General features: G+C 57.1%; 38 protein-coding genes. 32 read left to right on the forward strand and 6 right to left on the reverse strand.

The genetic code is table 11. The features are described from left to right. Positions 1-38: 38 nt before the first annotated feature. Positions 39-1,676 (reverse strand): glutamine hydrolyzing CTP synthase, encoded by a 1,638-nt coding sequence (gene pyrG, locus MCP_RS02540; protein ID WP_012899249.1) that lies wholly within the window; start codon positions 1,674-1,676, stop codon positions 39-41. A gap of 64 nt (positions 1,677-1,740) precedes the next feature. Further along, the gene (gene tmk / locus MCP_RS02545) at positions 1,741-2,346 is read right to left on the reverse strand and encodes a dTMP kinase (protein ID WP_012899250.1); all 606 of its coding nucleotides are present in this window, start codon (positions 2,344-2,346) and stop codon (positions 1,741-1,743) included. Positions 2,347-2,445: 99 nt separating this feature from the next. Between tmk and MCP_RS02550 the strand changes: the two genes are divergently transcribed. The 7 genes from MCP_RS02550 to MCP_RS02580 all read left to right on the forward strand — a co-directional run bounded on the left by MCP_RS02550 (position 2,446) and on the right by MCP_RS02580 (position 5,870). Then, positions 2,446-2,817 carry a hypothetical protein gene (locus MCP_RS02550; protein ID WP_012899251.1) on the forward strand — a complete coding sequence of 124 codons (372 nt, stop codon included), beginning with the start codon at positions 2,446-2,448 and terminating at the stop codon, positions 2,815-2,817. A gap of 4 nt (positions 2,818-2,821) precedes the next feature. Next, positions 2,822-3,085, forward strand: a complete 264-nt coding sequence (locus tag MCP_RS02555) for a hypothetical protein (RefSeq protein WP_012899252.1) — start codon at positions 2,822-2,824, stop codon at positions 3,083-3,085. Continuing rightward, positions 3,078-3,458 (forward strand): hypothetical protein, encoded by a 381-nt coding sequence (locus MCP_RS02560; RefSeq protein WP_012899253.1) that lies wholly within the window; start codon positions 3,078-3,080, stop codon positions 3,456-3,458. Before MCP_RS02555 ends, MCP_RS02560 begins: the two co-directional genes overlap by 8 nt. Positions 3,459-3,518: 60 nt before the next feature. Then, the gene (locus MCP_RS02565; protein ID WP_012899254.1) at positions 3,519-4,016 is read left to right on the forward strand and encodes a GbsR/MarR family transcriptional regulator; all 498 of its coding nucleotides are present in this window, start codon (positions 3,519-3,521) and stop codon (positions 4,014-4,016) included. After that, on the forward strand, positions 4,013-4,192 hold the full coding sequence (locus tag MCP_RS02570) for a 4Fe-4S binding protein (RefSeq protein ID WP_012899255.1): 180 nt from the start codon (positions 4,013-4,015) through the stop codon (positions 4,190-4,192). The genes MCP_RS02565 and MCP_RS02570 overlap by 4 nt, the downstream gene beginning before the upstream one ends. Continuing rightward, a complete protein-coding gene (locus MCP_RS02575; RefSeq protein WP_012899256.1) occupies positions 4,182-5,360 on the forward strand; it encodes an NAD(P)/FAD-dependent oxidoreductase in 1,179 nt (392 codons plus the stop codon). The genes MCP_RS02570 and MCP_RS02575 overlap by 11 nt, the downstream gene beginning before the upstream one ends. A 144-nt stretch (positions 5,361-5,504) precedes the next feature. Next, entirely contained in the window at positions 5,505-5,870 is a 366-nt protein-coding gene (locus MCP_RS02580) for a transcriptional regulator TbsP domain-containing protein (protein ID WP_012899257.1), read from the forward strand. Positions 5,871-5,934: 64 nt separating this feature from the next. On the opposite strand, the gene MCP_RS02585 is transcribed toward MCP_RS02580, so the two are convergent. From MCP_RS02585 to MCP_RS02595, 4 genes are read right to left on the reverse strand one after another with little or no spacing between them, the layout of a single operon-like run. Then, the gene (locus MCP_RS02585; RefSeq protein ID WP_012899258.1) at positions 5,935-6,402 is read right to left on the reverse strand and encodes a hypothetical protein; all 468 of its coding nucleotides are present in this window, start codon (positions 6,400-6,402) and stop codon (positions 5,935-5,937) included. Beyond that, on the reverse strand, positions 6,399-6,554 hold the full coding sequence (locus MCP_RS15785; RefSeq protein WP_012899259.1) for a hypothetical protein: 156 nt from the start codon (positions 6,552-6,554) through the stop codon (positions 6,399-6,401). Before MCP_RS15785 ends, MCP_RS02585 begins: the two co-directional genes overlap by 4 nt. 23 nt (positions 6,555-6,577) lie before the next feature. Next, the gene (locus MCP_RS02590; protein WP_012899260.1) at positions 6,578-7,159 is read right to left on the reverse strand and encodes a FumA C-terminus/TtdB family hydratase beta subunit; all 582 of its coding nucleotides are present in this window, start codon (positions 7,157-7,159) and stop codon (positions 6,578-6,580) included. Then, positions 7,160-8,020 (reverse strand): fumarate hydratase, encoded by an 861-nt coding sequence (locus MCP_RS02595; protein WP_128859904.1) that lies wholly within the window; start codon positions 8,018-8,020, stop codon positions 7,160-7,162. Between the two features lie 79 nt (positions 8,021-8,099). On the opposite strand from MCP_RS02595, the gene MCP_RS02600 reads away from it, so the two are divergent. The 25 genes from MCP_RS02600 (at position 8,100) to MCP_RS15270 (ending at position 26,894) form a co-directional block, all read left to right on the forward strand. After that, complete coding sequence (locus tag MCP_RS02600; RefSeq protein ID WP_012899262.1) at positions 8,100-9,152, forward strand: AI-2E family transporter; 1,053 nt, start codon at positions 8,100-8,102, stop codon at positions 9,150-9,152. Beyond that, entirely contained in the window at positions 9,136-10,356 is a 1,221-nt protein-coding gene (locus MCP_RS02605) for a tRNA (N(6)-L-threonylcarbamoyladenosine(37)-C(2))-methylthiotransferase (RefSeq protein WP_012899263.1), read from the forward strand. The genes MCP_RS02600 and MCP_RS02605 overlap by 17 nt, the downstream gene beginning before the upstream one ends. 708 nt (positions 10,357-11,064) lie before the next feature. Then, positions 11,065-12,396 carry a coenzyme-B sulfoethylthiotransferase subunit beta gene (mcrB, locus tag MCP_RS02610; RefSeq protein ID WP_012899264.1) on the forward strand — a complete coding sequence of 444 codons (1,332 nt, stop codon included), beginning with the start codon at positions 11,065-11,067 and terminating at the stop codon, positions 12,394-12,396. Positions 12,397-12,423: 27 nt separating this feature from the next. Then, a complete protein-coding gene (mcrD, locus tag MCP_RS02615; protein WP_012899265.1) occupies positions 12,424-12,918 on the forward strand; it encodes a methyl-coenzyme M reductase operon protein D in 495 nt (164 codons plus the stop codon). A 20-nt stretch (positions 12,919-12,938) separates the two neighbouring features. Next, positions 12,939-13,571 (forward strand): methyl-coenzyme M reductase I operon protein C, encoded by a 633-nt coding sequence (gene mcrC, locus MCP_RS02620; protein WP_012899266.1) that lies wholly within the window; start codon positions 12,939-12,941, stop codon positions 13,569-13,571. Positions 13,572-13,575: 4 nt separating this feature from the next. Next, entirely contained in the window at positions 13,576-14,334 is a 759-nt protein-coding gene (gene mcrG, locus MCP_RS02625; RefSeq protein WP_012899267.1) for a coenzyme-B sulfoethylthiotransferase subunit gamma, read from the forward strand. 16 nt (positions 14,335-14,350) lie between these two features. Continuing rightward, positions 14,351-16,024 carry a coenzyme-B sulfoethylthiotransferase subunit alpha gene (gene mcrA, locus MCP_RS02630; protein ID WP_012899268.1) on the forward strand — a complete coding sequence of 558 codons (1,674 nt, stop codon included), beginning with the start codon at positions 14,351-14,353 and terminating at the stop codon, positions 16,022-16,024. Positions 16,025-16,167: 143 nt separating this feature from the next. Further along, positions 16,168-16,647 carry a dTDP-4-dehydrorhamnose 3,5-epimerase family protein gene (locus tag MCP_RS02635; RefSeq protein WP_012899269.1) on the forward strand — a complete coding sequence of 160 codons (480 nt, stop codon included), beginning with the start codon at positions 16,168-16,170 and terminating at the stop codon, positions 16,645-16,647. 52 nt (positions 16,648-16,699) lie between these two features. Beyond that, positions 16,700-17,236, forward strand: a complete 537-nt coding sequence (locus MCP_RS02640) for a pyruvoyl-dependent arginine decarboxylase (RefSeq protein WP_128566981.1) — start codon at positions 16,700-16,702, stop codon at positions 17,234-17,236. A gap of 47 nt (positions 17,237-17,283) precedes the next feature. Beyond that, positions 17,284-17,778, forward strand: a complete 495-nt coding sequence (locus MCP_RS02645) for a DUF134 domain-containing protein (RefSeq protein ID WP_012899271.1) — start codon at positions 17,284-17,286, stop codon at positions 17,776-17,778. A gap of 25 nt (positions 17,779-17,803) precedes the next feature. Beyond that, positions 17,804-18,154 carry a NifB/NifX family molybdenum-iron cluster-binding protein gene (locus tag MCP_RS02650; protein ID WP_231845138.1) on the forward strand — a complete coding sequence of 117 codons (351 nt, stop codon included), beginning with the start codon at positions 17,804-17,806 and terminating at the stop codon, positions 18,152-18,154. Positions 18,155-18,166: 12 nt separating this feature from the next. Further along, positions 18,167-19,030, forward strand: coding sequence for an Mrp/NBP35 family ATP-binding protein (locus tag MCP_RS02655; RefSeq protein WP_012899273.1), 864 nt, complete (start codon positions 18,167-18,169; stop codon positions 19,028-19,030). A gap of 6 nt (positions 19,031-19,036) precedes the next feature. Next, positions 19,037-20,620 carry a methyl coenzyme M reductase system, component A2 gene (gene atwA / locus MCP_RS02660; protein ID WP_012899274.1) on the forward strand — a complete coding sequence of 528 codons (1,584 nt, stop codon included), beginning with the start codon at positions 19,037-19,039 and terminating at the stop codon, positions 20,618-20,620. After that, on the forward strand, positions 20,617-21,696 hold the full coding sequence (locus tag MCP_RS02665; protein WP_012899275.1) for a nickel-dependent hydrogenase large subunit: 1,080 nt from the start codon (positions 20,617-20,619) through the stop codon (positions 21,694-21,696). Before atwA ends, MCP_RS02665 begins: the two co-directional genes overlap by 4 nt. A gap of 5 nt (positions 21,697-21,701) precedes the next feature. Next, a complete protein-coding gene (locus MCP_RS02670; protein WP_012899276.1) occupies positions 21,702-22,598 on the forward strand; it encodes an alpha/beta fold hydrolase in 897 nt (298 codons plus the stop codon). 69 nt (positions 22,599-22,667) lie between these two features. Then, complete coding sequence (locus tag MCP_RS02675) at positions 22,668-23,009, forward strand: NifB/NifX family molybdenum-iron cluster-binding protein (RefSeq protein WP_012899277.1); 342 nt, start codon at positions 22,668-22,670, stop codon at positions 23,007-23,009. A 12-nt stretch (positions 23,010-23,021) separates the two neighbouring features. Further along, positions 23,022-23,237 carry a DUF5320 domain-containing protein gene (locus MCP_RS02680; RefSeq protein ID WP_128566982.1) on the forward strand — a complete coding sequence of 72 codons (216 nt, stop codon included), beginning with the start codon at positions 23,022-23,024 and terminating at the stop codon, positions 23,235-23,237. Then, positions 23,191-24,108 (forward strand): P-loop NTPase, encoded by a 918-nt coding sequence (locus MCP_RS02685; RefSeq protein ID WP_231845139.1) that lies wholly within the window; start codon positions 23,191-23,193, stop codon positions 24,106-24,108. Before MCP_RS02680 ends, MCP_RS02685 begins: the two co-directional genes overlap by 47 nt. Then, positions 24,093-24,977 (forward strand): ATP-binding protein, encoded by an 885-nt coding sequence (locus MCP_RS02690; protein ID WP_012899279.1) that lies wholly within the window; start codon positions 24,093-24,095, stop codon positions 24,975-24,977. The genes MCP_RS02685 and MCP_RS02690 overlap by 16 nt, the downstream gene beginning before the upstream one ends. Beyond that, positions 24,974-25,303 carry a NifB/NifX family molybdenum-iron cluster-binding protein gene (locus tag MCP_RS02695; RefSeq protein WP_012899280.1) on the forward strand — a complete coding sequence of 110 codons (330 nt, stop codon included), beginning with the start codon at positions 24,974-24,976 and terminating at the stop codon, positions 25,301-25,303. Before MCP_RS02690 ends, MCP_RS02695 begins: the two co-directional genes overlap by 4 nt. 62 nt (positions 25,304-25,365) lie before the next feature. Further along, positions 25,366-25,479: a TraR/DksA C4-type zinc finger protein gene (locus MCP_RS02700; protein WP_012899281.1), complete on the forward strand. Its 114-nt coding sequence runs from the start codon at positions 25,366-25,368 to the stop codon at positions 25,477-25,479. Between the two features lie 123 nt (positions 25,480-25,602). After that, positions 25,603-25,932, forward strand: a complete 330-nt coding sequence (locus MCP_RS02705; protein WP_012899282.1) for a NifB/NifX family molybdenum-iron cluster-binding protein — start codon at positions 25,603-25,605, stop codon at positions 25,930-25,932. A 17-nt stretch (positions 25,933-25,949) separates the two neighbouring features. After that, on the forward strand, positions 25,950-26,171 hold the full coding sequence (locus tag MCP_RS15265) for a DUF5320 domain-containing protein (protein WP_012899283.1): 222 nt from the start codon (positions 25,950-25,952) through the stop codon (positions 26,169-26,171). Between the two features lie 58 nt (positions 26,172-26,229). Then, complete coding sequence (locus tag MCP_RS02710; protein WP_012899284.1) at positions 26,230-26,607, forward strand: DUF134 domain-containing protein; 378 nt, start codon at positions 26,230-26,232, stop codon at positions 26,605-26,607. 68 nt (positions 26,608-26,675) lie between these two features. After that, complete coding sequence (locus MCP_RS15270) at positions 26,676-26,894, forward strand: DUF5320 domain-containing protein (RefSeq protein WP_128859905.1); 219 nt, start codon at positions 26,676-26,678, stop codon at positions 26,892-26,894. Positions 26,895-26,936: the final 42 nt, after the last annotated feature.

Below are 26,936 nucleotides of genomic sequence, written 5' to 3' on the forward strand. Positions count from 1 at the left end.
TACGCCGTTTTATAATTTACTATGCGGCGAAATCATGTTCAGTTGGAGGTCAGCGGCTCCCGGGAGTTCCGGGCCACGATCTTGCCGGCCTCGGGCTTCTTCGCGTCCAGCATCGCCTGCACGAACCCCAGGAACGGCGGCGACGGCCTCTCCGGCCTCGACTTGAACTCGGGGTGGAACTGCGTGCCCATGAAGAAGCGGTGGGAGGGCAGCTCTAATATTTCCATGCGGTTATCGTTCTTGGCCGAGTACACTAAGCCGTGGCTCTCGATCTCGTCGATGAGGTCGGGGTTGACCTCGTAGCGGTGCCTGTGCCTCTCGCTGATCTTCGTGGCGCCGTAGAGCCGGTGGGCCAGGGTGTTGTCCTTGATCCACAGCTTGTGCTCGCCCAGCCTCATGGTGCCGCCCATGTTCTTGACGTCCTTCTGCTCGGGCAGGAAGTCGATGACGTGGGTGCCCGTGGTGCTGAACTCGCTGCTCGTGGCGTCCTTGTACCCGACGACGTTCCTCGTGAACTCGATGGTCGCGAGCTGGAATCCCAGGCAGAGGCCCAGGTAAGGGATATTATGCTCGCGGGCATACTGGATGCCCTTGATGTTGCCCTCGATGCCCCTTGTGCCGAAGCCGCCGGGCACCAGGATGCCGTCCACGTCCGTAAAGAATTTGGAGAGGTCGTCCGCTTTCTCCAGCTCTTCGGACTCGACCCACTTGATCTTTATTTTCGCGCCGGTGGCGATGCCCGCGTGCTTGAGAGCCTCTTTGACGCTCAGGTACACGTCCTCGATGCCGTACTTGCTCAGGATGGCGACCGTCAGGCTCTTATCGGCCGCTACCAGCCGCCCGACCATCTCGTTCCAGGACTTCGAGTCGTCCAGCGGCGGCAGGTTCATGTGCCTCATCAGCACGTTCGGCATGCCCTCGTGCTCAAGCTGAATAGGCACTTTATAAATGTCGTCGGAGTCGTGGCAACTGATCACGGCCTCCTCCCTCACGTCTGTGAACAGGGCGATCTTCTGCTTTGTAGACCGGGCCAGGGGCTTCTTGCACCGGGCCACGATGATGTCCGGCTGGATGCCGAGCTCGCGTAACTCCTTGACCGAGTGCTGCGTGGGCTTCGTCTTCTGCTCGTCCATGGTATCGATGGGCACGAGCGTGACATGAATGAGCGTTAAGTCTTCTTCGGCTTCCTCCGCCCGCATCTGGCGGACCGCCTCCAGGAAGGGCATGCTTTCGATATCGCCCACGGTGCCGCCCACCTCTACCAGGCAGATGTCGGCGCCGCTCTTTTTGGCGATATGGCGTATGCGCTCCTTGATCTCATTCGTGATATGGGGGATGATCTGTACCGTCTTGCCCAGGTAGTCGCCGCGGCGTTCCTTCTCGATGACGGTCTTGTATATCTTCCCGGTGGTGATGTTGTGCTCGGAGGTGAGGTTGATGTCCATGAACCGCTCGTAGTGGCCCAGGTCGATGTCGGCCTCGCCGCCGTCCTTTAAAACGTAAACTTCGCCGTGCTGGAACGGGCTCATGGTGCCGGCGTCGATGTTGATGTACGGGTCGATCTTGATGGCCGTTACCTTGTAGCCCTTGTTCTTCAGGATCCTGCCCGTCGAGGCAGCGGTTATCCCTTTGCCCAATCCGCTCATCACACCGCCCGTTACGACCACATATTTCACGCCATATCACCACTGGTTTAATGAAAACAATCTGCCACCATTTGGCTTAAACTTAATGATATACTTATTGGAGTCGGAGGCGGTCCCGCACCGCGTCTACTATGCGCTCGTGGACGTCTGCTACGGGAGCCTCGGTGTTGATGACCACAGCGTTAGGCTGCTTTCCTATCGCTAAGAAGATCTTCCTGACTTTTTCGAGGTACGCCTCGTTCTCGAAGTGGCCCACCACGTTCTTTCTGGTATTGACCCGGGCCATGCTTTTTTCAGGGGCGAGGTCGAGGATGATGATGAGGTCGGGCACGGGCGAGAATGCCTCGTTCTCCAGGCGGATCCGCTCGGGGTCAAGGCCGCGGGCGCCCTGGTACGCCATGTTCGATAAGTAGTAGCGGTCCATGATGACGGATTTGCCCGATTCGAGGGCAGGCCGTATGTTCTTCTCGACGTCCTCCCTCCGGTCCTCCATGAACAGGCGGAGCTCGTCCCGGGGGCCGAAGCTGCCGGCATGTGCGCGGCGGGCGATCTCCTGCCCGTACTTCCCCTGTGTCGGCTCTTTCAGGGCGACCGCTTCTACGCCATGTCTCTCCAGCCATTCCTTCAGGAGCTGTACCTGGGTGGTCTTGCCGGTACCGTCGATGCCTTCGATGGTGATCAGTCGGCCTTTTCGGGTCATCCTGACTTCATCGTCCGCTGACCATATTAAAATATTCGTTGGGAACTTATTTGCAATATAATGAAAATATTTATCGTTGATTAAGCTTATTTGTGATATATGCCCGTTTCGCTCTCGCTCCGTGCAGCCGGTATTTTGTCGGTCGCCGTCGTGCTGGCCGCCTCGGCGCTGTACATGCCGGAGACTGTCCCCGCTGACCCGTACCAGGCCACGATGAGGCTATCGGCCGGCATCCTGCTGGCCTGGGGCTCGCTGTCGCTGTCACGCTCCATCGGGCGCACGCTTCTCGGGAACGGAGGGAACGGCGCCTTCAAGGCCCTGTATTGCTCCGGCTTTGTGTCCGCAGGGGCCGGCCTCTCCGGGGCGGCCTCGGCGTTCTACGCGATGAACTTACCGCTTGCGGCTTCGCTTGCAGCCGCCTCTTTCTCGGGGGCGGGACTGATGCTCCTTCAGTTCCAGAAAGGGGGGTGAACGAATGGACATAACGATATTATATATTGTGGCCGGTGCCGCCTGTATCGTCATATCCCTTCTGGTATATCGCTCTCTCAGGGCGCCGTTCTTCCTCTATCTATCGGCGGCGCTCTTGATGGCCTGCGCTTTCATCATTACCTGTATCGTAGCCCCTGAAGTCCGTGCGCTATCGGACCTCTCGCTGGCGCTGAGCGGGGCAAGCATGGGTGCGGCCTCGCTTCAATTATCGTATTCGTTCGGGCTGGCGGGCGGTCACCGTGATTAAGCAGCTTGTGGACACGGTGAGGGGCGCGGACGGATACGCGGGCATGGCCGTCTACAGGGGCGACGGCATGCTGTTTTCGGAGGGGCTGGAGCCCGCCTATACGGACATGATAAAGGCGCTGTTCGAAGAGATCGGCGGGCATTTTTCGGCGAGAGGGGTTTCACTTGTCATCCGGGGCTACACTGTCCGGGCGTTCCTGGCCGAGGACAAGCTCGTGATATGCAGGTCCGAGGGGCGGTTCATGGCCATGCCCGTCCTGCGTGACAGGGAGCCCGAGTACGCCGCAGGCCAGGCTCCCCCGGGCCTTATAACGAAGGAAGAGGCGAGAAAAGAGGCCGCAGCAATGCTTAAGTTGCTCATGTCGTCAGGATAATTTTTATCTTTTCAGAAATTTCAAAAAACTTAAATAGTTGGGGGTGCATCCAGTAGCTTGATGGCCAAGTCTTACTCTGACATCATCCAGGAGAGGGAGGCAATACTGGGCACATTCGAGGCCCTGTTCAAGGCCCGTGGCCTGGGCGCGCTCCACGGCCGGGTCTTCGGCGCCATACTTCTGGCGGTCGATCCCGTGACCCAGGATGAGATCAGCGAGTTCACCGGGTACTCTGTGCCGGCGGTCAGCTCAGCGCTCGAAGAGCTGGTCAGGGTGGGCCTTGTAGCCAGGCAAAAGCGGCAGGAAAGCCGCAAGAACTACTACTCGAGCCGGGCTAACCTCGATGAGATCATGCGCATGGTGCTCAAGACGATCCACGACGACTACGTACTCGTGGTGCTCAATCGGCTTCAGTATTCGAAGGCCGACGCCGAGGGCACGCAGGACCCTAAATTAAGCGAGCACGTCGAGTTCATCGAGAACTACGAGGCCAGGCTCAGGGACTTAGAATCATACATGAATAGATTACTGGACGTACCACTGGAGGAGAAAAAGTGATCACTGTAAACCGTTATCGCTGTGGCTACTGCGGGGCGTGCGTTAGCGTCTGCCCCAGGGATGCCCTGGACCTTGTCGAGACTTACATCGAAGTAGACGACAAATGCAGCAACTGCGGCATCTGCACGAAAGTTTGCCCTATGGGGGCGCTGGAGCTGGTCGAGGATGAAGAGTAACTACGACGTCATAGTGGTCGGCGCCGGCCCGGCGGGCTCCATCGCGGCGAGGACGGCCGCGGAGCAGGGGCTGGACGTTCTATTAATAGAGAAGCGCCAGGAGATCGGCGACCCGGTAAGGTGTGCCGAAGGCACGGGCAAGATGGGGCTCTCCCAGTTCATCGAGCCCGATCCGAGGTGGATCTGCGCCGAGGTCACCGGCGCCCGGATATTCGCCCCGGACGGGACCTGCATAGAGCTTAACGAGAAGCTGGCCGGCAAGGAAGTCGGCTACGTCCTCGAGAGAAAGATCTTCGACCGCGCCGTCGCGAAAACGGCCGCCAGGGCCGGCGCCGAAGTGCAGGTCAAGACCCAGGCCACCTCCCTCATCAAGGAGAACGGCGTCGTCTGCGGCATCAAGGGCAAGCACCGCGGCGAGGACTTCGAGGCCAGGGCGAAGGTCGTCGTAGGCGCCGACGGCATCGAGTCAAAGGTCGGCAAGTGGGCGGGAATAAACACCACCCTCAAGCCGAAGGACATCGAGACCTGCGCGCAGTTCCTGGTCACCGACATCGACATCAGGGCCGACAGCTGTGACTTCTACATGGGCAACCTGCGGGCTCCCGGAGGGTACGTCTGGATCTTCCCCAAGGGGAAGCGCGAGGCGAACGTGGGCCTGGGAATGCTGGGAAGCCGGTTCACGGGCAAGCACCCGATCGACTACCTCCACGAGTTCATGGCCTGGAAGTTCCCCGAAGGCAAGATCATCGAGACCGTCGTCGGCGCCGTGCCGGCGAGCGGCATGCTCAAGCAGCTTTCCACGAGCGGGCTGGTGCTGGTCGGCGATGCCGGGAGGGTGTCCGACCCGATCACGGGCGGCGGCATCTATAACGGCATGGTCAGCGGCCGCATTGCGGGCAACGTCCTCGCCGACGCCATCAAGGCGAACGACCTGTCCGTTAAAAAGCTGCAGCGCTACGACCGCGAGGTAAGGGAAGCGCTGGGCAAGCAGCTCGACAGGAACTATAAGGCGAAGGAGTTCGTCGTCAAGGCGGAGGACAGCCTGATGAACTCGGTCGCCCGGTCCCTGCATGGCGTCAACTTCGAGGAGATGTCCGTGCCGAAGCTCCTGAAGGAGATCATCACCCGTAACCCCTCGATGTTCCTCGAGCTGGCAGGCCTCTTCTGAGGCCCGCCCTATTTTATATTACAATCATTTAAATATCAATATTTTAGGCCCTAAATGTAAAATAACTATGAAAAACAGTTAATCTCGAAATCATAAACAATTTTATCAAAAACTTTATTATCACTAAAAACAAAAATTCATTTCATGAAATTAAATGATATAGTCGCATCAATGTCAGGGTACCTATCAGAACAGACCATCGTGGACTTTATCATGTACAGCAAGGCCTTCGACGACACACGCTACTCCGTGCTCAAGACAAAGGCCGTCGACAAGGTATCCATCGCATTGCTTGCGGCTGCGAAAAACAGCGAGCTTTTCTATGACGTCGTCCAGTGGGGAGAGGACACCGGCGTAGCCTCCAAGGCCACTTTCTCGCGCAGGAAAGATTTTCTCGTAAACTTGAATGTCCTGTTCGAGGAGAGCGTCAAGACGCCCTTTGGCCGGCCCAAGATCCGGCTCAAGCTGAACGATTGTAAGCTCAAAGAGTGTTTCGGCATACCGGCCTGAGGTAAAAAACCTTTACACGGCAGCCTAATTTACGCTCATAGTATATTTTTTGTTTCTGTAACTACTATAAAAAACGCCCTTTTTCGGCATGCGGCGAGCCTCCTCCCCGGGCGAGCACTCTCCCCTCGCCCGCTTCCAGCACGATGCCATCCATCGCGCCCTTGCCGCAGAGCACGTCCTGTTCCGGGTGGGTGCCCGGCACGATACACCCGCTCAGCACGATCCTATCGCCCGCCGAGACGACAAGCTTCAGCCTTTGAGTGGCCGGGTGGGACTTACGAAGCACGAGCAGCGGCGTGCCGCCCTCCCTCACCAGAAATAACATGCTCCTTACCATCTCCCGGGCTTTTTCGCCGCCCTCAAAACATGAGGCAGCTATCAGGTCCTCCGGGCCAAGGAACTGGACGAGCTCCTCGTCCTCCGTTTCAATGAATACACGTTTCAAATGGCCCGCTTTAACGATTCCCACGGTATTGTCGCCATCGAATAAAAATAAGATCTCGTCGGGCCCGAGAGCGAACTCGCCGTTCACTCGATCAACTCGACGTCCTCGCCGCCGCAGGACGGGCACACTGGCCTCTTGCCCGCCCCCTTGAACTTATTATCGCAGTCCTTACACTTGTAGCGCTTGAACTTGACCTCGCTGATCTCGATATCTGCGGGCATGCCGCCGGTGGTACACATGAAATGTTCACCTCAATTGATACTTAGAGGCGCATATCCTTAATATTTTCCGAGGCCCTGCGCCTGACCGCCTCGTACAGGTCGCCCATGTGCGCGTCCATGGTCACCGTGAGAGGGCCGAAATTCTCCACCTCGAGCAGCCACACGGCCTCCGACATGCCCAGGTCCTCCCAGATGAGGCCGAGCACCTTTTTCACCATGCGTGCGCCCAGCACCGCCGTCCCTCCCGTCATAGAGAGATACACGGCGCCGTTGTCACGGAGCGCGGCCAGTACGTCCGGGCCCATGCCGCCCTTGCCGATGATGGCGGCCGCGCCGTGCCCTATGACGGCGGGCTCCAGGTCGTTCATGCGCGCGCTGGTCGTGGGGCCGATTGCCACGATCTTCCATTCCTCGCCCTCCTTCTTCACGATGGGGGCGCCGTGGAAGATCGCCGCTCCCTCCAGCTTAAAGGGAAGCTGCCGGTGCCCTTTGAAATACTCGGCCATCCGGGCGTGCGCCTTGTCCCTGGCCGTGATAAATTCGCCAGTAATATAGACTACGTCTCCGGCCCTTAGAGCTTTGAGGGGCTCTTTCGAGAGAGGCGTGGTGAGGTGATATTCCATTCACTCGCCCCCCATCTCGACGCTGCCGTCCTTATAAATGCGTGCGTGTGCCCTCCTGGCCGCGTAGCACTGGAAGCTGACGGCCACGGGCAGGCTGGCCGTATGGCAGTACGCGTACTCGATATGTACGGCAAGCGCCGTCGTATCCCCGCCCAGGCCCATCGGGCCGATACCCGTACGATTGATCGCGTACAGCAGCTCCATCTCGAGCCTGGCGACCTCCGGCTCCGGGCTCCTGGAGCCGACGGGCCTCAACACCGCCTTTTTCGCCAGCGCCATGCACTCGTCAGCAGTGCCGCCGATGCCCACGCCCACGATGACCGGCGGGCACGGCTTGCTCCCCGCGTTGACCACCGTTTCCAGGACGAACCGCTTGATGCCCGCGATCCCCGCGGACGGGTTGAGCATCGCAAGCGCGCTCATGTTCTCGGAGCCTCCGCCCTTGGGCATCACCGTGAGGTCGATATGGTCCGAGGCCTCGAATGAATAATATATATAGGGCATTCCTTTGCCCGTGTTATCGCCCGTATTCCGGCGGGTGATCGGGTGGACCGCATTCTTACGAAGTGGTATCTCTTCGGTGGCCCGTCTGACCCCGCGGGCGACGGCCTCCTCGAAGCCCGGCACGGCGAAGCCCATCTTAGCGAAAAAGACCGGCAGCCCGGTGTCCTGGCACATGGGCAGCGTGCACGCGCCCGCCTCCTTCACGTTGGCGATGATCCTCTCCAGCTCCCTCTTTGCAGTAGGGTCCCTCTCTAAAAGCAGCGACCCCTCCAGCGCGGCCAGCACGTCGGGCGGGAGCACGGCCACGGAGCGCCTGAGCAGCGCAATTGCCGTTTCCTCGATGAGCCTGTCTTCCATATAACTGGACATAGTGCGCCTGACGATAAAAACCCTTTTCAGAAGCAAATATATAAATGGACATTATTATCACAGACGTATGTCATTGACCGTCGGCGGCCTGCTCGATGAGCTGAACAAGAACCGGTTTTTGCTGGCAGCCATACTGCTGGCGGCCGTGGTGGCCCTGCTGTCCGCGTACTACGTACTGCCCCTGGCCGATGGCATCATCTTCGGGGTCTTCTTTTTCTTCGTCACGCGGCCTATCAAGATCTTTCTCGACCGGTACACGAAATATTCGCCTTACATCGCGACCTTCTGCATCCTGCTGCCGCTGATCGCTATCATCGCCTACGGCGTCGTCAGTGTGCTGGGCGAGGCAGAGTGGGTCTTCCAGCATAGCGGCGAGCTGGGAGACATGATCATCGGGACTATAGAGGGCCTCGGCCTTCCCTTCGATGTGAACGCCGGCCTCGATACCGGGCTTAAAGGCCTGTACGATTACACGATAACTTTCCTGAAGTCCCTGCCGATAGGAAGAACCTTTTCCGGCATCATATCCCTGGCCATGAACGCCCTCGTATCGCTGTTCGTCTGCTTCTATCTATTGAAGGACGGCGGCTCGTTCACCGCGATCGTCAGGGAAGTCGTGCCCGCCAGGCACAAGCCGGCCCTGGACATGTTCCTGACGGAGGCGGACAGGATCCTGTCGGGCATATTCACGGGCACCTTCTACACGGCTCTATACATAGCCGTGGGCGCGCTCGTCCTGTTCGTTATTTTCGGCATCCCCTACAAGGCCCTGCTGACCGCGTTCGTGTTCATCGCGGCCATGGTGCCCATACTTTCGGGCATGATGGTCTTCATCCCGGTCGCCATTTATCTCTATATGTTCAGAAGCCCGATCATCGGCTTGCTCTTCCTGGGCCTTGCAGTCGTCTTCATTTATTTGCCGCCCGATTACGTCATCCGGCCATATATTATAAATAGGGCGTCGAACCTGCACCCTCTGTTGATCATTCTGGCGTTCATCGGCGGCGGCGTCGCCGGAGGGCTGTCGGGCTTCTTCGCGGCCCCCATGGCCATAGGGCTCGCCACCGCCCTCTACCGGACGTACAAAAAAACGAAGGGCAACGATGAAGATATACATTGAGACGCACGGCTGTACCGCGAACGCCAGCGATTCCCAGGCGATCAGGAACTCGGTCCTGGCCTCCGGGGGCGAGGTCGTGGGAACGCCCGAAGAGGCGGACACGGTCGTCGTCAATACCTGCGCGGTCACGGAGTTCACCTCGAAGAGCATGCTGAAGGCGATAAAAAAATACAGCGGCAAGAGGGTCGTCGTCGCCGGGTGCATGGCCGCAGCGCAACCCTACCTTCTTAAGGGTATTCGGAATATCCAGATAGCGGAGGCGCCGGGGGCAGAAGCCGTTGCCCGGATGCTGGGTATAATGCCGGCGGCCGGGAGGCCGTTCATCAAGGGCACCTCTGCCGTCGTCTCCATCGCAGAAGGGTGCCGGGGCCATTGCTCCTACTGTATCGTGCGGCTCGTCAGGGGCCCGCTGCGCAGCGCCCCGGTCGAAGAGGTAGTCCATTCGATAAAAACGGCCCTGCGCATGGGCGCGAGGGAGATACTCTTAACGGCGCAGGACACGGGCGCCTACGGCCTCGATGCCGGCGAGAGGCTGCCCGCCCTGATGAAAGAGATACTCAGCATCGAGGGCGACTACCGCATTCGCCTCGGCATGATGAACCCGTTCTCCATCGCCGACATCCTGGGCGACATGGCCCGGATTTTCAATGACCCCAGAGTATACAGGTTCGCCCATATCCCCGTCCAGTCGGGCTCGGACAGGATATTGGGGCTCATGGAGAGGCCGTACACGGAAAGCCAGTACCGGGACATAGTCGCCCGGCTCAGGCAGGAGGTGCCGGGCATCACGCTGTCCACCGACTACATCGTAGGGTTCCCCACGGAGACCGATGAGGACTTCGCCCTGACCATGGACGACCTGCGGTCCACAAGGCCCCTCAAGGTGAACATCACCCGCTTCTCCCCGCGGCCGGGCACCCCCGCGGCGTGCATGGAAAACTTGCCATTCCGGATAAAAAAGGAGCGCTCGAGGGCTCTCACTCAGCTTCACCACGGGATCACGTCGGAATACATGCGTGATTCGGCCGGTCGGCGCCTCAGCGTGCTCGTGACCGAGGAAGGAAAGCCAGGCACCTCGGTCGCGCGGGACGATTGTTATCATATGGTCGTGATACCGGAGGAGATCTCTCCGGGCACCCGCCTTGACGTGAAAATTTGCGGCGCGAGCACTACCTATATGGTCGGCAAACCAATTGATAAATAAAAACTATAAAAATTTATTAGCCAAATTATTTTTCTGATTTTAATTATATTGTATATTATGCTTTTTATTTAACTTTGTGACTTATAAATAACTTCACTGATGTTCATGTTCACGATTTTGGCCTTTAATTATTATATACCGGTTGTTGTTAAGCAGATTCGAAAAATAGCTGAAAATGTTAGTATTATTTATTTATTATGGTCTAAATTCACCCGTATAAATCTCTATCATGTATTATTTGCTTATTTCATCAAAAAGAGCCAGTGCAGGCATGATAATCTATAAATAGGTTAAGAACGTACAGTAAATGTTTAATCCAAAAATTAAAAAATAATAATATTTTTATATGATTTACTAAAAGAAAATATAACTTTTTTTTACAATTTTGCAATTAACCATATATAAACCTATTATTAAAAAATATCAATTTAATCAAGCTTTTTAAAACAATATAAATTATTTATATAATAATCATTAAAAATATTTAGCGACTAAAACATAAAGTTAATATGCCAGAAATACATACAGAAGAGTAGTCGAATGGTCTATCGATGGCTATGGACGTATGTATTAACCATGCCTATAACCTTTTAAGGCTGCCTGGTGAGGCAGCCATAATCGGCACCTCTTGAGTGCAGGACGCGGTTCGCGTCTGCACTAAGCGGACCATTCTGACCATTTGTAAACAATCCCACGGGAGGAGGGAAAATGCCTAAATTCAAAGACAAAATAGACCTATACGACGATAAGGGAAAACTTTTAGAAAAGGATGTACCCCTTGAGGCAATCAGCCCGGTCATCAACCCGGCGATCAGAAAGATCGTCAACTTAACCAAGAGAACTGTGGCTGTCAGCCTGGAAGGCATTGAATCTGCCCTGAAGACCGGCAAAGTCGGCGGCAAGGGCAGACAGGTTCTGGGCAGAAGCCTGGACCTATCCATCGTCAAGGACGCTGACAAGATCGCCAAAGTAGTTGCAGATACCGTGCGCATCAACAAGAGCGATGACACCGCTGTTAAGGTCATCGGCGGCGGCAAGAGCCTGCTCGTCCAGGTACCGACCCAGAGGGTCGAGGCCGGCGCCGAGTTCGTCGCCAGCCTGAGCTGCACCGCATCGGCGGTCACAGAAGCCATCATCGACATGTACAAGGTTGACATGTTCGACGGTCCGTTCGTCAAGAACGCGGTCTGGGGCATGTACCCGCAGACCATGGACTTGGTCGGCGGCAACGTCAAGATGATCCTCGAGATCCCCCAGAAGGACGAGGGCGTAGGCTATGCGTTAAGGAACATCCTGACCAACCACTGCGTCGTTATAGCGAAGAGGAACACCATGAACGTCGCTGCGCTGTCCTCGATATTCGAGCAGGCGGGCGTCTGTGAAATGGGCGACGCTGTCGGACCATGGGAGAGATACCAGTTACTTGGTTTCGCATACCAGGGTCTCAACGCGAACAACCTTGTCTACAGCACGGTCAAGGAGAACGGCAAGAACGGTACCATCGGCTCCGTCGTCGCCTCCGTGATCGGCAAGGCAATAGAGGACAAGGTCATTAAAGTCGAAAAGACTCTTCCGTCTGGCTACAAGCTGTACACGACGGACGACATTCCGCTGTGGAACGCCTACACTGCAGCCGCCACGATGGCCGCGACCATGGTGAACTGCGGTGCGTTAAGAGGCGCCCAGGCCGTATCGTCCACTCTGCTGTACACCAACGACCTGATCGAAAGAGAGACCGGCCTACCGGGCTGCGACTTCGGTAAGGTAGAGGGTACTGCCGTCGGGTTCTCGTTCTTCAGCCACTCGATCTACGGTGGCGGCGGACCGGGTGTATTCAACGGCAACCACGTCGTTACCAGGCACAGCAAAGGCTTTGCAGTTCCATGCGTATCGGCGGCTTGCTCGCTCGATGCCGGCACCCAGATGTTCAGCCCCGAGGCGACCTCTGGTATCCTTGGCATATTCGGCGAGATCGCCGAGTTCAGGGAGCCGCTCTCGCATGTCGCAAAGGGAGCCGCGGAGGTCAAGGGTAAGGTATAAGAAAGCTAAAAATGCGGAGTTATAAAAATGGTATCACCGGTAACAGGGAAAAAGAGGCTGTTGCAGCTGGAAATTTTCCCATCGCGACTACTCACCGTCGAAACGGCCCAAAAGCTGCTCAACGAATTGAACAAGATCAGCGGCATCACCCGAATGGTGGTCTACGGACCGGGCCTTCCGAAGGATGACCCGAAGGACTTGCTCGAGGGCAAGTTCGAGGCTCAGAAGAGATATCTGAACATCCTCGGAGAGCAGGTCGAGCTCACCGTCCAGGTCGGAAGGGTCTGGGTCGAGGTCGAGGACATCGCAGTGAAAGACAAGATCAGGGAAGCTTGTGAGAAGACGTTGCCCTTCTCCTTCGACATCAACGAAGGGCTCTACCTCCGAACGAGGAAGACAATTACGGACTACGTCCGGAAGGGCGGTAACGTCGACGACATAAGCCTGGGCATGTTCGATCCCAAGTCTAGACGCAAGCCATCGTGCTGCGGCCCGAGGTCGGACAAGCATATGGATGAATAAAAAACGTGAGATGATATCAAATGCCAATAGACCGAGAGACACAGGTTGTGGATTGCAGGGAAAGCATGGGGCTGGATAAGGGCGGAGGCCTCGCCCAGAGGGGCACTCTGTCCGAGACGGGCAGGCCCGATGTAATAGCCATAGCAATGACTCCCGGCAGGCGGCACATCACCAAGCCCGTTTGCGAGGTCACCCACGGACTACGAAGGGAGGGCATCCAGGTCAGCGTGCTGGTCCTTTTCTCCGGAGGAGGCGTCCCGTCGGATTCGAAGGACGCGGCCATCGGCCGGGGCCCGAAGTTCGGCCTGTCCGAGAAGGAGATCGAGCAGATAAACCGCCACAAGCTGGCATTGATACACCTGGGGAACGTCAAGTCTCACGTCATATACAAGGCAAGGGACATCTTACGGTTCGTAACTATCCCGGCCATCATCGTATGTCAGACCCCTGTCGACTTCGAGGACTTCGCCAAAATAGGCGTCAAGACCCGAGTCGTAAACCCGGAACCTGATAAGGTCGAAACACAGGGGACGATCGTCGAGATCGTCACCGGTATCACGAGAGGTCAGACTTGCTCGAGAGACAAGCTGAACGAGATCGTGAAAGATATCATTAGCATTAACCCGCAGAAGCTAGCTACACAAGGAGTGTAAAAATATGGCATACAAAGCACAATATTACCCCGGTAAAACTTCTGTGGCCCAGAACAGAAAGAAGTTCATGGACCCATCTTACAAGCTGGAGAAGATCAGGAGCCTCTCCGACGACGACGTAGTCATCATGCTCGGGCACCGCGCCCCGGGATCGGCCTACAAGACCATCCACCCGCCACTCAAGGAAGGCGGCGAGCCGGATGACCCGATCAGGAAGATCGTAGAGCCCACCGCCGGCGCAGCAGCCGGTGACAGGATCAGGTACTGCCAGTTCACTGACTCCATGTTCTACGCGCCCGCCGTGCCCTACCTCAGGTCATGGATGGCCGCGACCAGGTACAGGGGAGTAGACCCCGGTACGCTGTCCGGCCGTCAGATCGTAGAGGCCCGTGAGAGGGATGTGGAGAAGATCACCAAGGAACTCATGGAGACAGAGGTCTACGATGCAGCGAGAAGCGGCTTAAGAGGCTGCACCGTGCACGGCCACTCCCTCAGGCTGAACGAGAACGGCATGATGTTCGACATGCTGCAGAGGGTCGTCCTGGACAAGAACGGCAACGTCTACGCCGTCAAGGACCAGGTCGGCGACCCGCTGGACCGCAAGGTCAACCTCGGCAAGCCAATGTCCGATGCGGAACTCAAGAAGAGGACCACCATCTACTTCATCGGCGGCGTACCCTTCAGGTCCGACGCTGAGGTCGTAGGCTGGGTCCAGAGGATCCACAACGAGAGGACCAAGTGCGGCTTCGCGCCGAAGTTGTAAGGTGAGGTGAGATAAAATGTCAGTAAAAGAAACCCAGAAGAGATTCATAAAGGCGATGAAGAAGAAGTTCGCCGGAGAAGACCCCACCTCCACGACGACTGTGTACAAGTACGAAGGCTACACGCAGTCCAAGAGGAAGGTCGAGTTCAAGAAGGCTGGAGACGCCATCGCAAAGAAGAGGGGCATCTCAGCTTACAACCCGATGGTCCACATGGGCGGTATCCCGCTCGGCCAGAGGCAGCTCACCCCTTACGTAGTATCCGGAACCGATGTCGTAGTTGAGGGTGATGACCTTCACTTCGTCAACAACGCTGCAATGCAGCAGTTCTGGGATGAAATAAGGAGGACTGTAATCGTCGGCCTCGACACCGCTCACGCGACCCTTGAGAAGCGTCTTGGCAAGACCGTCACCCCTGAGACGATCAGCAACTACCTGGCCATCCTCAACCACGCGATGCCCGGTGCGGCGGTCGTTCAGGAACACATGGTCGAGACCAACCCGGCCTTGACCGATGACTGTTTCGTGAAGGTCTTCACTGGCGACGACGAGCTTGCCGACTCCATCGACAAGCAGTACGTACTGGACATCAACAAGGCCTTCCCGAAGGACCAGGCCGCAGCCCTGAAGAAGGCTGTCGGCAAGTCGCTGTACCAGGCCGTCCACATCCCGACCACCGTGGTCAGGACCTGCGACGGCGGCACGACCTCCAGATGGTCGGCCATGCAGATCGGCATGTCGTTCATCGACGCATACAAGATGTGCGCCGGTGAAGCGGCCGTCGCCGACCTCGCATTCGCCGCAAAGCACGCCTCGTTAGTCGAGATGGCGGACATTCTGCCCGCAAGGCGTGCCAGGGGCCCGAACGAGCCCGGCGGATTAAGCTTCGGCTTCCTCGCCGACATCGTGCAGACCAACCGCAAGTACCCGGACGACCCGTGCAAGTCGTCGCTCGAGGTAGTCGCGGCCGGCTGCATGCTGTATGACCAGATCTGGCTCGGCTCCTACATGTCCGGTGGTGTCGGCTTCACGCAGTATGCGACCGCCGCCTACACCGATGATATCCTGGATGACTTCACCTACTACGGTTATGACTACGCCAAGGGCAAGTACAAGATCGGCCAGACCAAGCCGACCATGGACATAGTCAACGACCTGTCGACGGAAGTCACCCTGTATGGTATCGAGCAGTACGAGAAGTACCCGACCACCCTCGAGGACCACTTCGGTGGCTCGCAGAGGGCGACCGTGCTCTCGGCAGCAGCCGGTGTTACCACCGCTATCGCGACCGGTAACTCCAACGCTGGCCTGTCCGGCTGGTACATGTCAATGTACCTGCACAAGGAAGCATGGGGCAGGCTGGGCTTCTTCGGCTACGACCTGCAGGACCAGTGCGGTGCGACCAACGTGTTCTCGTGCCGCTCTGATGAGGGCGCCATTGATGAGTTAAGAGGCCCGAACTACCCGAACTACGCGATGAACGTCGGCCACCAGGGTGGCTACGCCGGTATCGCCGGTGCAGCTCACTTCGGCCGCGGCGACGCGTGGACGGCGAGCCCGCTCATCAAGATCTGCTTCGCGGACAAGAGCCTTGCCTTCGACTTCACCGAGCCGAGGAAGGAGTTCGCCCGCGGCGCGATCCGCGAGTTCATGCCGGCTGGCGAGAGGACTCTCGTCATCCCCGCAAAGTAAGTGTGAAACTTCGATTGAGGTTCTTCGGGACCTCAATTTTTCCTATTTTTTGTGTGTTTCTCGTTTTTAAAAGCTATTCAATGTAGAGTTAACTATTTATAAGACGTCGCATATGTGTAGTTTAACTGCCGAAGTGTTTAACCATGTCTCAACGATCGATCGATGGGGTAATGACGCGGCAATTGCGCCTGAATGTGGACGAGCGCGGCTCTCTCATGGAGGTCATGCGCCCGGATTGGGACGTTTTCGAAAGGTTCGGGCAGGTATATGTTACTTCAGCTTACCCCGGCGTCGTGAAGGGATGGCACTATCACAAGAAGCAGTATGATAACTTTGTTTGTGTCAGGGGCATGATGAAGGTGGCCCTGTTCGACAGCCGGGATAACTCGCCGACGAAAGGCCTGCTCAACGAATTTTTCATCGGCGAGAGAAATCCTCTGCTTGTAAAGATCCCGCCATATGTATATCATGGCTTTAAGTGCATCGGCACGAATGAGGCCCTGATCGTGAACGTGCCGACCGGGCTCTACGATTATAACGAGCCGGATGAATACCGGTTACCTCCTGATACAAAAGAGATACCCTACGACTGGGGCTTAACCCCTGGCCTGATGCATGGATAATAGTATATGAGACCGTACTCGACGAGCATTTTCGACTAATAAGGAGCTACACATGAACGCTGAACCTGAACATTACGGGCAGGAAGATCGCCCGGCGGCGCTGGTGCCGAAAAAAGTGTTCTTTACGACCGGCGTCGGCAGGCATAAGGAAATGCTGGAATCATTCGAGATGGCCTTGAGGGATGCCGGTATCGAGAAGTTCAACCTGGTGACGGTAAGCTCCATACTACCACCCGGGTGTATCATCGTTGAAAGATCGGAAGGCCTCAAAGAGCTGGTTCCCGGCGAGATCGTATTTACCGTGATGTCCAGGAACTCGTCCAACGAGCCGAGCCGGCGCATCGCCGCGGCCATCGGCTGCGCCATACCCGCGGACAGCCAGGCCGATTTTGGCTATTTATCCGAGCACCACTCCTATGGCGAGAGCGAGGAATGTGCAGGTAAATACGCGGGAGAGCTCGCCAGGGAGATGTTCTACACCTGGAAGAACGAGTACCCGCTCAGGATCAGCTACGCCGCCAGGAGCGCCGAGGTGGACGAGGACGGCAACTGGGCTACTGTGCTCGCTGCGGCCGTATTTATTCTATGATTTGCTCCTGATAAACTATTTATATAACGTCGCATATGGGTAATTTGATGGTCAGAAAAGTCAAGCGCCGCGTCTCATGCCTCCCTAAGGCCACCTATTATAAGCCAAGGGAGATCCCCATGTGCGACCTAGAGATCGTAAATTTGTCTATTGAAGAGCTCGAGGCTATACGCCTGTGCGACCTCCTCCAGGTAGAGCAGAACGAAGCCGCTGACATGATGGGCATCTCGAGGAAGACCTTCTGGAACGACCTGCAAAAAGCAAGGCAAAAGGTCGTAGATGCCCTCGTCAACGGCAAGGCCATCGAGATCTCCGGCGGAGAGTACGTGAATAGCGGCGAATGTAAGGTCGAGTTCTTTTGCAGGGACTGCGGTAACCTATGGGAGTCTCCGTGCGGCAGTGGCCGCCCCGGGGCGTGTCCCTCCTGCTCATCAAAAAGCATCTATAGAAAAGGGGGCGACGGCAGAGGAAGAAGACTGCTCGACAACGGCTACCGCTGCCCTAAAGATACAAAGGAAGGAACAAAAAATGGAAGCGAGTAATACGACAAGGATCGCAATACCATCTATGACGGAAGGTGGACTCGAATCGGACATATGCGCTCATTTCGGCTCATGCGAGTTTTTCACGCTCGTGGATATCTCGAACGGGAAGCCGGTCGGCGTTAACGCCCTGAGTAACGCGTCGCCGGACGGCGTGCACAACTGCGCCGCCCCCGCAATACTGTTAAAGGAAAGCGGCGTGGACGTGGTCATCGTCTCGGGGATCGGGGGCAGGCCGCTGGTATCACTGACCAGCAAGGGCATACGCGTCTACGGAGGCGCTTTCGGCAGAGTATCCGACGCCCTCCAGGACTTCTCCTCCGGCGCCCTGAACGAGCTATCCGACCAGGGCACCTGTAACTGCTCACACCATTAGAGGCGACTGGTAATGAGCAGCTCTACAAAAAGCTCCGCTTGCGAGTCGTGTTCCAGCAAAACGAGCACCTGCAGCCCCGATTCCTGCGGCAACGCGGAAAAGAACGAGCAGGAACTCCGCATAAAGAATAACATGGCGAGGATCAAGTACCGCATCGCCATCGTGAGCGGCAAGGGCGGCGTGGGCAAGAGCACGGTGACCGCCGGCCTCGCGATCGCCCTCGCAAAAAGCGGCTATACGGTCGGCGTTCTAGATGCGGACGTGAGCGGCCCCAACATGCCTCACCTGCTGGGCATCGAGGACGAAAAAATGACGGGTGACGAGAACGGCTTTCTGCCCGTAGAGGCTCCGCACGGCATCGAGGTCGCGTCCGTCGAGTCCATCATATCGGCGAGCGACGCGCCCGTGGTCTGGAGAGGGCCGATGCGCAGCTCCCTCGTCAACCAGTTCCTGGCGGACGTGCAGTGGGGTCAGCTTGACTTTTTACTCGTTGACCTGCCCCCCGGCACAGGGGATGAGCCCCTGAGCATCATGCAGACCATGCCCCTCACGGGCCTCGTCGTCGTGAGCACGCCCTCGAACCTCTCGCTCCTGGACGTGAGCAAGATCGTCAACATGGCGAAGATGCTGAACACGAGGATCCTGGGCGTCGTGGAGAACATGGCGTACTTCGAGTGCCCGGGCTGCCATGAAAAGGTGTTCCCGTTCGGCGAAGATACCGTGAAGCGACTCTGCGAGAAGTACGGGCTTGACATGCTGGGAAGCATCCCCATGGACGCGTCCAACAGGGGAAGCGATGTCATTACCGAAGGCTCCGGGATCGAGAAATATACGGGTGATATTGCCCGCAAGATCACGGGCATACTTGAAAGGTGATATGAAATGGCCACGCTGGTAGATATAAAAGACCTGACCGTCACGTATGACGGCGATAAGGTGCTCGACAACGTCAGCCTGAGCATCGAGGAAGGCGAGATGATCGGCATCATTGGCCGGAGCGGCTCCGGCAAGACCGTCCTGCTGAACGTCCTCCGCGGGCTGGACGAATCCATACCGGCGACCGGCCAGATCGTCTATCACGGTGCCGCCTGTGACTGGTGCGGCCGCGTCGAGCCTCCTGGAAAGGCCGGCGGCTCATGCCCGAAATGCGGCGGCCCCCTCTCTCCCATATCGGAGGACATACTCAACGGCGCTGACCCGGTAAAAAAGAGAAATATCTCCCGCAGGGTAGCGATCATGATCCAGAGGACCTTCGGCATCTACGGCGACGACAGCGTCATCGAGAACGTCATGAAGGCGCTGGACGACTCGGGATATGGCGGCGACCGGATCATGCGCGCCGCGGACATCATCGACCAGGTCAAGCTGTCCCACCGGATGATGCACATCGCCCGGGACCTGTCGGGCGGCGAAAAGCAGCGCGTGGTCATGGCCCGGCAGCTCGCACGGGAGCCGATGATGCTCCTGGCCGACGAGCCCACCGGCACGCTGGACCCGAAGACCGCGCAGGTCGTCCACCAGAATCTCAAGAAGCTGTCGAAGGAGCTGGGCATCACCGTGCTCATCACCTCCCACTTCCCCGGGGTCATCGAGGAAATGGCCACCCGGGCCCTTCTGCTCGAGAACGGCCGGATAAAGATGCTCGGCCGGCCGGAGGACGTAATAAAGGCGTTCACGGGCGGCATCGAGGCCGTAGAGCGGAAGGAGGTCCAGGCCGGAGGCAGCGTCATAAAGGTCGAAGGCCTCTACAAGAAGTATTTTTCCGTTGACCGGGGCGTCATCAACGCGGTGAATGGCGTGAGCTTCGACATCCGTGAGGGCGAGATCTTCGGCATCGTGGGCACCAGCGGCGCCGGAAAGACATCGCTTACAAATATCCTGACGGGTAACCTGGAGCCGACCTCGGGCATGGTCGAAATGAAGGTGGGCGACGACTGGATCAACCTGTGCGAGCCGGGCTACTATGCCCGGGGCAGGGCCAAGCCGTACATAGGCCTGCTCCACCAGGAGTACGACCTTTATCCTCATCGCACGGTCATCGAGAACATGACCGATTCCATCGGGCTCGAGTTCCCGGCGGAGCTGGCCCAGAAAAAGGCCATCCATACGCTTCAGATATCCGGCTTCGACGAGAAGAGAAGCCGCGATATCCTCGGCAAGTACCCCGGGGAGCTTTCCGAGGGCGAGCGCCACAGGGTCGCGCTGGCGCAGGTTCTCATAAAAGAGCCGCACGTCATATTTTTGGACGAGCCCACGGGCACCATGGACCCCATAACGAAAAAATACGTGATCAACTCGATCCTTTCCGCAAGGCAGGACATCGGCGAGACCTTCGTCATCGTTTCCCATGACATGGACTTCGTCAGGACGATCTGCGACCGGGCCGCCTACGTGAAGGGAGGCAAGATCGTATCGATGGGCAAGCCCGAAGAAGTACTGCCCCTCATCCAGGAGATCATGAAATGAGGACCGTCATACAATTCGGCCCTCAGCACCCCGTATGGATCGAGCCCCTCCGGCTAAAGCTGAGCCTGGACGGTGAGATCGTCCGGGATGCGGAGCTGGAGGCCGGATACGTCCATAAGGGGCTTGAGAAGAAGTTCGAATGGGACTACAACAAGGGCGCTTACCTTTCGGAGCGAGTCTGCGCCATCTGCACGCAGCACCACTCGACGTGCTATTGTATGGCCGTCGAGGGCACGATGGGCCTTGAAATCCCTCGTCGGGCGGCCATTATCCGCACTATCATGCTTGAGCTCGAGAGGCTCCACAGCCATTTGCTCGCCATTGGCCTGACGCTCGAGTCCATCGGCTTCGAGAATATGTTCATGCTGTGCTTCCGTAACAGGGAGATGGTCCTCGACGTGTTCGAGCGCTCTACAGGTAACCGCGTGCTCCACGGCATCAACATCGTCGGCGGCGTGATCAGGAACATCGGCCCCGAGATGGCGAAGGAGATCAGCGACTTCTGCGACGCCATGGAGAAAAAATGTCACGACCTCGAGAGCATGATCGTAAATAGCTACACGATCAGGCAGCGCATGCAGGGCGTGGGCGTCATGAGCGAGAAGCTCGCCAAAGACCTCTGCGTGGTCGGGCCCGTGGCCCGGGGCAGCAACGTGCCCTATGACGTCCGGCACGCATACCCGTATTTACTCTATAAAGAGGTCAAGGTGACGCCCGTAACGGAAAAGGACGGCGACTGCTGGGCCCGCTCGCTCGTCAGGGTCCGCGAGCTGTTCCAGTCCATCGAGATCATCCGGCAATGCCTGCCTTTGCTGGAGGGCACGCCCGACGAGCTTTTCGCCAAGTCTAAGACCCTGCCGGACGGCGAATACTTCGCGCGGGATGAGGCTCCCAGGGGCGAATTATTCTATTATGTGAGAGGCAAGAAGTCCAAGGAGCTGGACCGGGTAAAAATAAGAACGTCGACATATGCGAACGGGATCGGCATAGTCCCCCTGATAAGAGGGTCGCACCTGGCGGACGTCGGCCTCATAACGATCACGTTCGACCCGTGCATAGGGTGCTTCGACAGGTGACGGCCGTGACCGATCCGTGTGCCTCATTTGGCGACGGCTTCGTGAAGGCGCACGATGGCGTCGGCCTTTATTATCGGCAATGGTCGCCTCCCGTGGAAGTGACTTCCTTTGTCCTGTTCATCCACGGCATAGGCCTTCACGGAAGCTCTCCCCCATACGGAGAAAAGATCCTGATCAGGCAATTACTGGACCGGGGTACGGCTTTTTATTCTATCGACCTCCGGGGCCATGGCATGTCCGGAGGCAGCATCGACGGGATCTCCCGGGATACTCTTATAAAAGATATCGATAGCCATGTTGAGCATATCCATGAGCAGTATAGTAGCGCCAGGATATTTTTGTACGGCCATAATTTCGGAGGCATACTGGCACTGTACTACGCTTCCAGGTGCCCGAAAAACCTGCGCGGCATCATAATGTCCGAGTATTCGACACGGATACGGGATGAGGTGAAAAAGATCCGGGAACCGACCGCGGCGATCGCGCTCAAGGAACGCCTCGTTGAGAAGCTATATAAAAGATCGAAAAAGCTCGAGATCCTGTCGCCCGATGATTACGAGCAGCTCTGCGACAAATACCGTATTCCCATGGACGCCGGCATCATGAGGTCCCTGGAAACGTCGGGAAGCGGCCGAAAATGCATGCTATATGGCAAAGACTTCTTCACGGCTTGCGGTGTCGGCCAGGATGCCGCGATCGCAGGGGCAGTCAGGCTGCCCTTTCTGACTATATTCTCCCGAAATGACCCATTCTTCGACATCCGGGGAGCCTATGACATCCTTACCCGCGTCCAGTCGTACGATAAAGAGCTGACCCAGGTGGACGCGGCGGGCCACTATGGCATCATCGAGGCAAGCAAGGATATCGTCGGCAAATGGGTCCTTTCCAGGACCACCAAATAAGCCTCTCATGCGAAATGTATTTCTATTTTGTCTCATATGAGTAATAATTGTATATGAGGAGCGTTACCAATGGAAATTTGTATAACGGCAACTTCGGATGACCTGGAAAGTAAAGTGGACGGACGGTTCGGGCGATGTAAGTTTTTCATCCTCGTCGACCCCTCGACCATGAAGTACAGGGCAGTGCGTAATTCGGCAGCCGATGAATCCGGCGGCGCAGGTATCAAAGCCGCCAATACCGTGATAAAATATGCGCCCGCTGCTATCATTACGGGGCTGATTGGGGACAACGCCTTTAACGTCATTAAGGCATTCGGCGTGAAGCTATACTCGTGCGGGAACGTGAATGTCAGAGAAGCCGTGGGACAATATAGCGCCGGAAAGCTGAGAACCATCGACGCTCCAAAATAAGGAGGATCTAAGATGCCAGGACGAGATGGAACAGGCCCCGAGGGTAAAGGCCCCCGTGGAAGAAGGATGGGGCCATGCAGGGATACGAATATCCCTACAGGCCCTGATGAGAAAAAGAACGACGCGGGCGAGGATACGCCCGGCTCCGCCATCTATGGCGTCGGCCGCGGCGGGAAGCCCCGTGGATGCGGCCAAGGGTTTAGCGGCGGTCGCAGGCGCTCGAGGTAAGGGCATGCGCATCGCCATCGCGAGCGGCAAGGGCGGTACCGGCAAGTCGACCGTCGCCTGTAATATGGCCCTGGCCCTGGCAAAGGCCGGGTCGGGCATAACGCTCGCCGACTGTGACGTGGAGGAGCCCAACCTCCACCTCTTCTTGCCGGACGGCGAAGCCAGTGTCGAGGAGGTGTTCATCAGCGTGCCCGTCATCGACCGATCCCGGTGTAATTACTGTGGCAAGTGCGCCGACTTCTGTAAGTTCAACGCCATTTCCATATTTCCCGGCACTGCACTGACGTTCCCCGGCCTCTGCCACTCGTGCGGCGGGTGCCTGCTCGTCTGCCCTCAAAGCGCCATAAAAGAGGTGTCCAGGAAGGTGGGCGTAGTAAAGACCTCCAGGCCTGCCGGAGGCATCGAGCTGATCACGGGCATGCTCGATGAAGGCGAGCACTCGTCAGTTCCTGTAATCAGATCGGTGAAAAAGAGGCTCCCTGAAGGGGGCACGTCGATCATTGACTGTTCCCCGGGCACGTCATGCAACATGGTAGCGGCGGTAAATGGCTGCGACTACTGCATACTGGTCACCGAGCCCACGCCGTTCGGCCTTCATGACCTGGCCCTGGCCGTGGACGTGTTAGTAGCGATGGAAGTCCCGCATGGCGTCGTGGTCAACAAGCATACCGGCGATAACGCGCTCATCGAGGACTATTGTACCGGCCGCGGCATCGATATCCTGGAAAAGATACCCTACGATGATAAGATCGCGAGGACCTATAGCGGCGGGATCATCGCGGTCAATGCGCTGCCGAGGCTCGCCCCGATGTTCATATCGATATATGAAAAAGTCCAGCGGAGGGTCGGGCAAGCATGCCAGTGCAAGTAACGGTGATCAGCGGGAAAGGTGGCACGGGGAAGACGACCGTGACTGCATCGCTCGGGATGTTCTTCAACCATCCGACCTTTGCGGATTGCGATGTGGACGCCTCGAACCTTCACCTGCTCCTGAAGCCTGAAGTAAAAGAAAAAAAGCCTTACTCCGGCCATAAATTCCCCGTCGTCGACGAAAGCGCGTGCGTTGCATGCGGTGCATGCGAGACATATTGCCGATTTAACGCCGTCTCCATGCGAGAGCATGCGGCCATCGACCCGACCGCCTGCGAAGCCTGCGGCGTATGCGTTGCCGTCTGCCCCGCAGGGGCCATATCGCTGGTCGAACGCCCCTGCGGCGAGGTCTACGTATCCGATACCGCGTACGGCCCTATGGTGCATGCCCGGCTGGACCCGGGCGTGGGCACCGCCGGAAAGCTGGTCACGATGGTACGAGAGGAGGCGATAAAGGTCGCAGGAGAGGACGGCATAGTGCTCATAGACGGGCCGCCCGGCATAGGCTGCCCCGTCATCGCGTCCCTGGCCGGGGCCGACATCGCGCTGCTGGTCGTGGAGCCCACTGTCTCCGGGTATAGCGACTTCAAGCGTGCCATGGAGGTCGTCCGGCGCTTCAAGGCCAGGCCCTGTGTCTGCATTAACAAGTACGACCTGAACGAGCCGTACTCGAAGATGATAGAGTCCTACTGCGGCCAATCGGGCGTGCCGGTAATAGGCAAGATCCCGTATGAACGGAAAATATTCGATTGCCTGAGCCAGGGCAGGATACCCGTATCCTGCGCGGGCAAAGAGATCCGGGGCCTCTACAGGCAGATGTACGATAATTTGTATAAGCTGATAGAAAAAGTGAGGAGTGAAAACCAATGAAAGTTTGCATACCCATTGAAGGGACTATGGTGTCCCAGCATTTCGGCCACACGCCGGAATTCCTGATAGTGACGATCGAAGACGGCAAAGCCGTATCCAGGAAAGTCGAAAAGAGCCCTGGCCATGAGCCCGGGCTCCTGCCGAAGCTCATGGCATCGTGGGGCGTCACGCACGTCATCACGGGCGGCCTGGGCAGAAGGGCGCTGGACATGTTCGAGGAGAGGAACATACGGGTGATCTCCGGGGTCTCGGGGACCGCCGACGAGGCCTTAGAATCGTTCCTGGGCGGAAAGCTGGTCGCCGGCGAGAACATGTGCGACCATTAGGTGCCCGGCGATAAGCTGTTCGACATCCGCCGCATTCGGCCTGAAATACCTGAAAAGCGCGCATGTTCAGGTCGGTCAAGTGCCCGAAGTGCGGCGAGATGATCTCCGAGGCCCGGGCGAGGGTACGGGATGGCGGATTTATCTTCATCCCATGCTCTGGCGAATATGATAGATAAAGCCCGCTACTTATAAAAATGACAGTTTTATTATAACACTGCCAGCGTGACAAACTGCGAATGTGCCGAAACTATTTATAGTTAGTCTCATATGAGTAATAATTGTGTATCGGAGGGCCGCACGTGAGCATTTGTATAACGGCAGATGGTGCCTATATCAATGGTAAAGTGAGCGAGTTCTTCGGGCGATGTAAAAATTTCATGTTGATCGACCTGGAAACTGGCGAACTGGACATCGTACCGAATATGGCAGCCTACCTGAATAATGCGGGCCTGAGGGCCGCCGCAGACATTATCAAGCATAAGCCTTCGGCCGTCATAGCCGGCAGGATCGGTAAAAATGCCTTGAAGGCCCTGCGAAAGGCCGGCATCGAAGTGCTCATGGCCAAAAATATGACCATCCGGGAAGCCCTGGAGCAGTATAGGTCAGGGAAACTAGAAAAATTACGATAAAAAAGGAGAAAAATATAATGCCAGATAAAGATGGGACCGGTCCGACGGGCGAAGGCCCGGCAGGAAGAATGATGGGGCCATGTAGCCACCCCAAAGAAGAGAGGGAACTAACGGAAGGAGCAGACGCCGGCAATCCGGAGGGCCAGGGTGGTAAGCCTCGCGGGCGCGGCCGGGGCCATTGCGGCGGAAGGCAGCATCACGGCCACGGAAGAATGAGGCGCTGCTGCGAGGAGATCTGACGCATCCTTGATGCGTCGCCACCACAAATATAAGCATGGCGGAGAATGAACTAAAAAGATGAGAGAAAGAAGATGCGCCGGCAGGCCCCGCTCGAAAAGGTGCCTGTCGGGCGGCCATTTCAGGTGCATGATGCCCGCGTGCAGGCGCGAAGGGCAGATGGACACAGTGACGCTGCTGCCCGAGGAGATCGAGGCCATCAAGCTGGCCGACCTTCTCGACCTGGAGCAGGAGGAGATCGCGGCCCGTATGGGCGTGTCCCGGAAGACGGCATGGAAAGACCTCCACAGCGCCCGAAAAAAGATCGCCGATGCCGTGATCAACGGCAAAATATTACAGATCGAGGGGTGCGAGACCGCCGGTAGCAGGGCGTGTGGCATGAGACAGTGCCGAAGCGGGCGTGGCGATGAGAGTTGTAACGGCGATGAAATGCCGTAGTGTATGGCCGTGCAATAATTCACGATATTAAAAATATCCGTATGCCTACATTTCTACAGGATGATTTTATGACACACCATGAAGGGCATCACGGGGGGCACGAGCATCACCATGGCGAGGGCACGCATCCGACAGGGTACCATCATCACATGGGCGAATGCCCCTACTGTAAGAGTGGCGGCTTTAAGACAAAGGATGAAGAGATAAAAGCGCTGGAAAGCTATAAAAATGATATTAACGAGCAGATGACGTACGTCGATAGGCGGCTGGAGGAACTCCGGAAGTGAATCCGCACGGGCCTGGCCTCCTCTTTTTAAGGCTTAACCATG

Origin of the sequence: Methanocella paludicola SANAE (assembly GCF_000011005.1) — an archaeon.
GTDB classification, from domain to species: Archaea; Halobacteriota; Methanocellia; order Methanocellales; family Methanocellaceae; genus Methanocella; species Methanocella paludicola.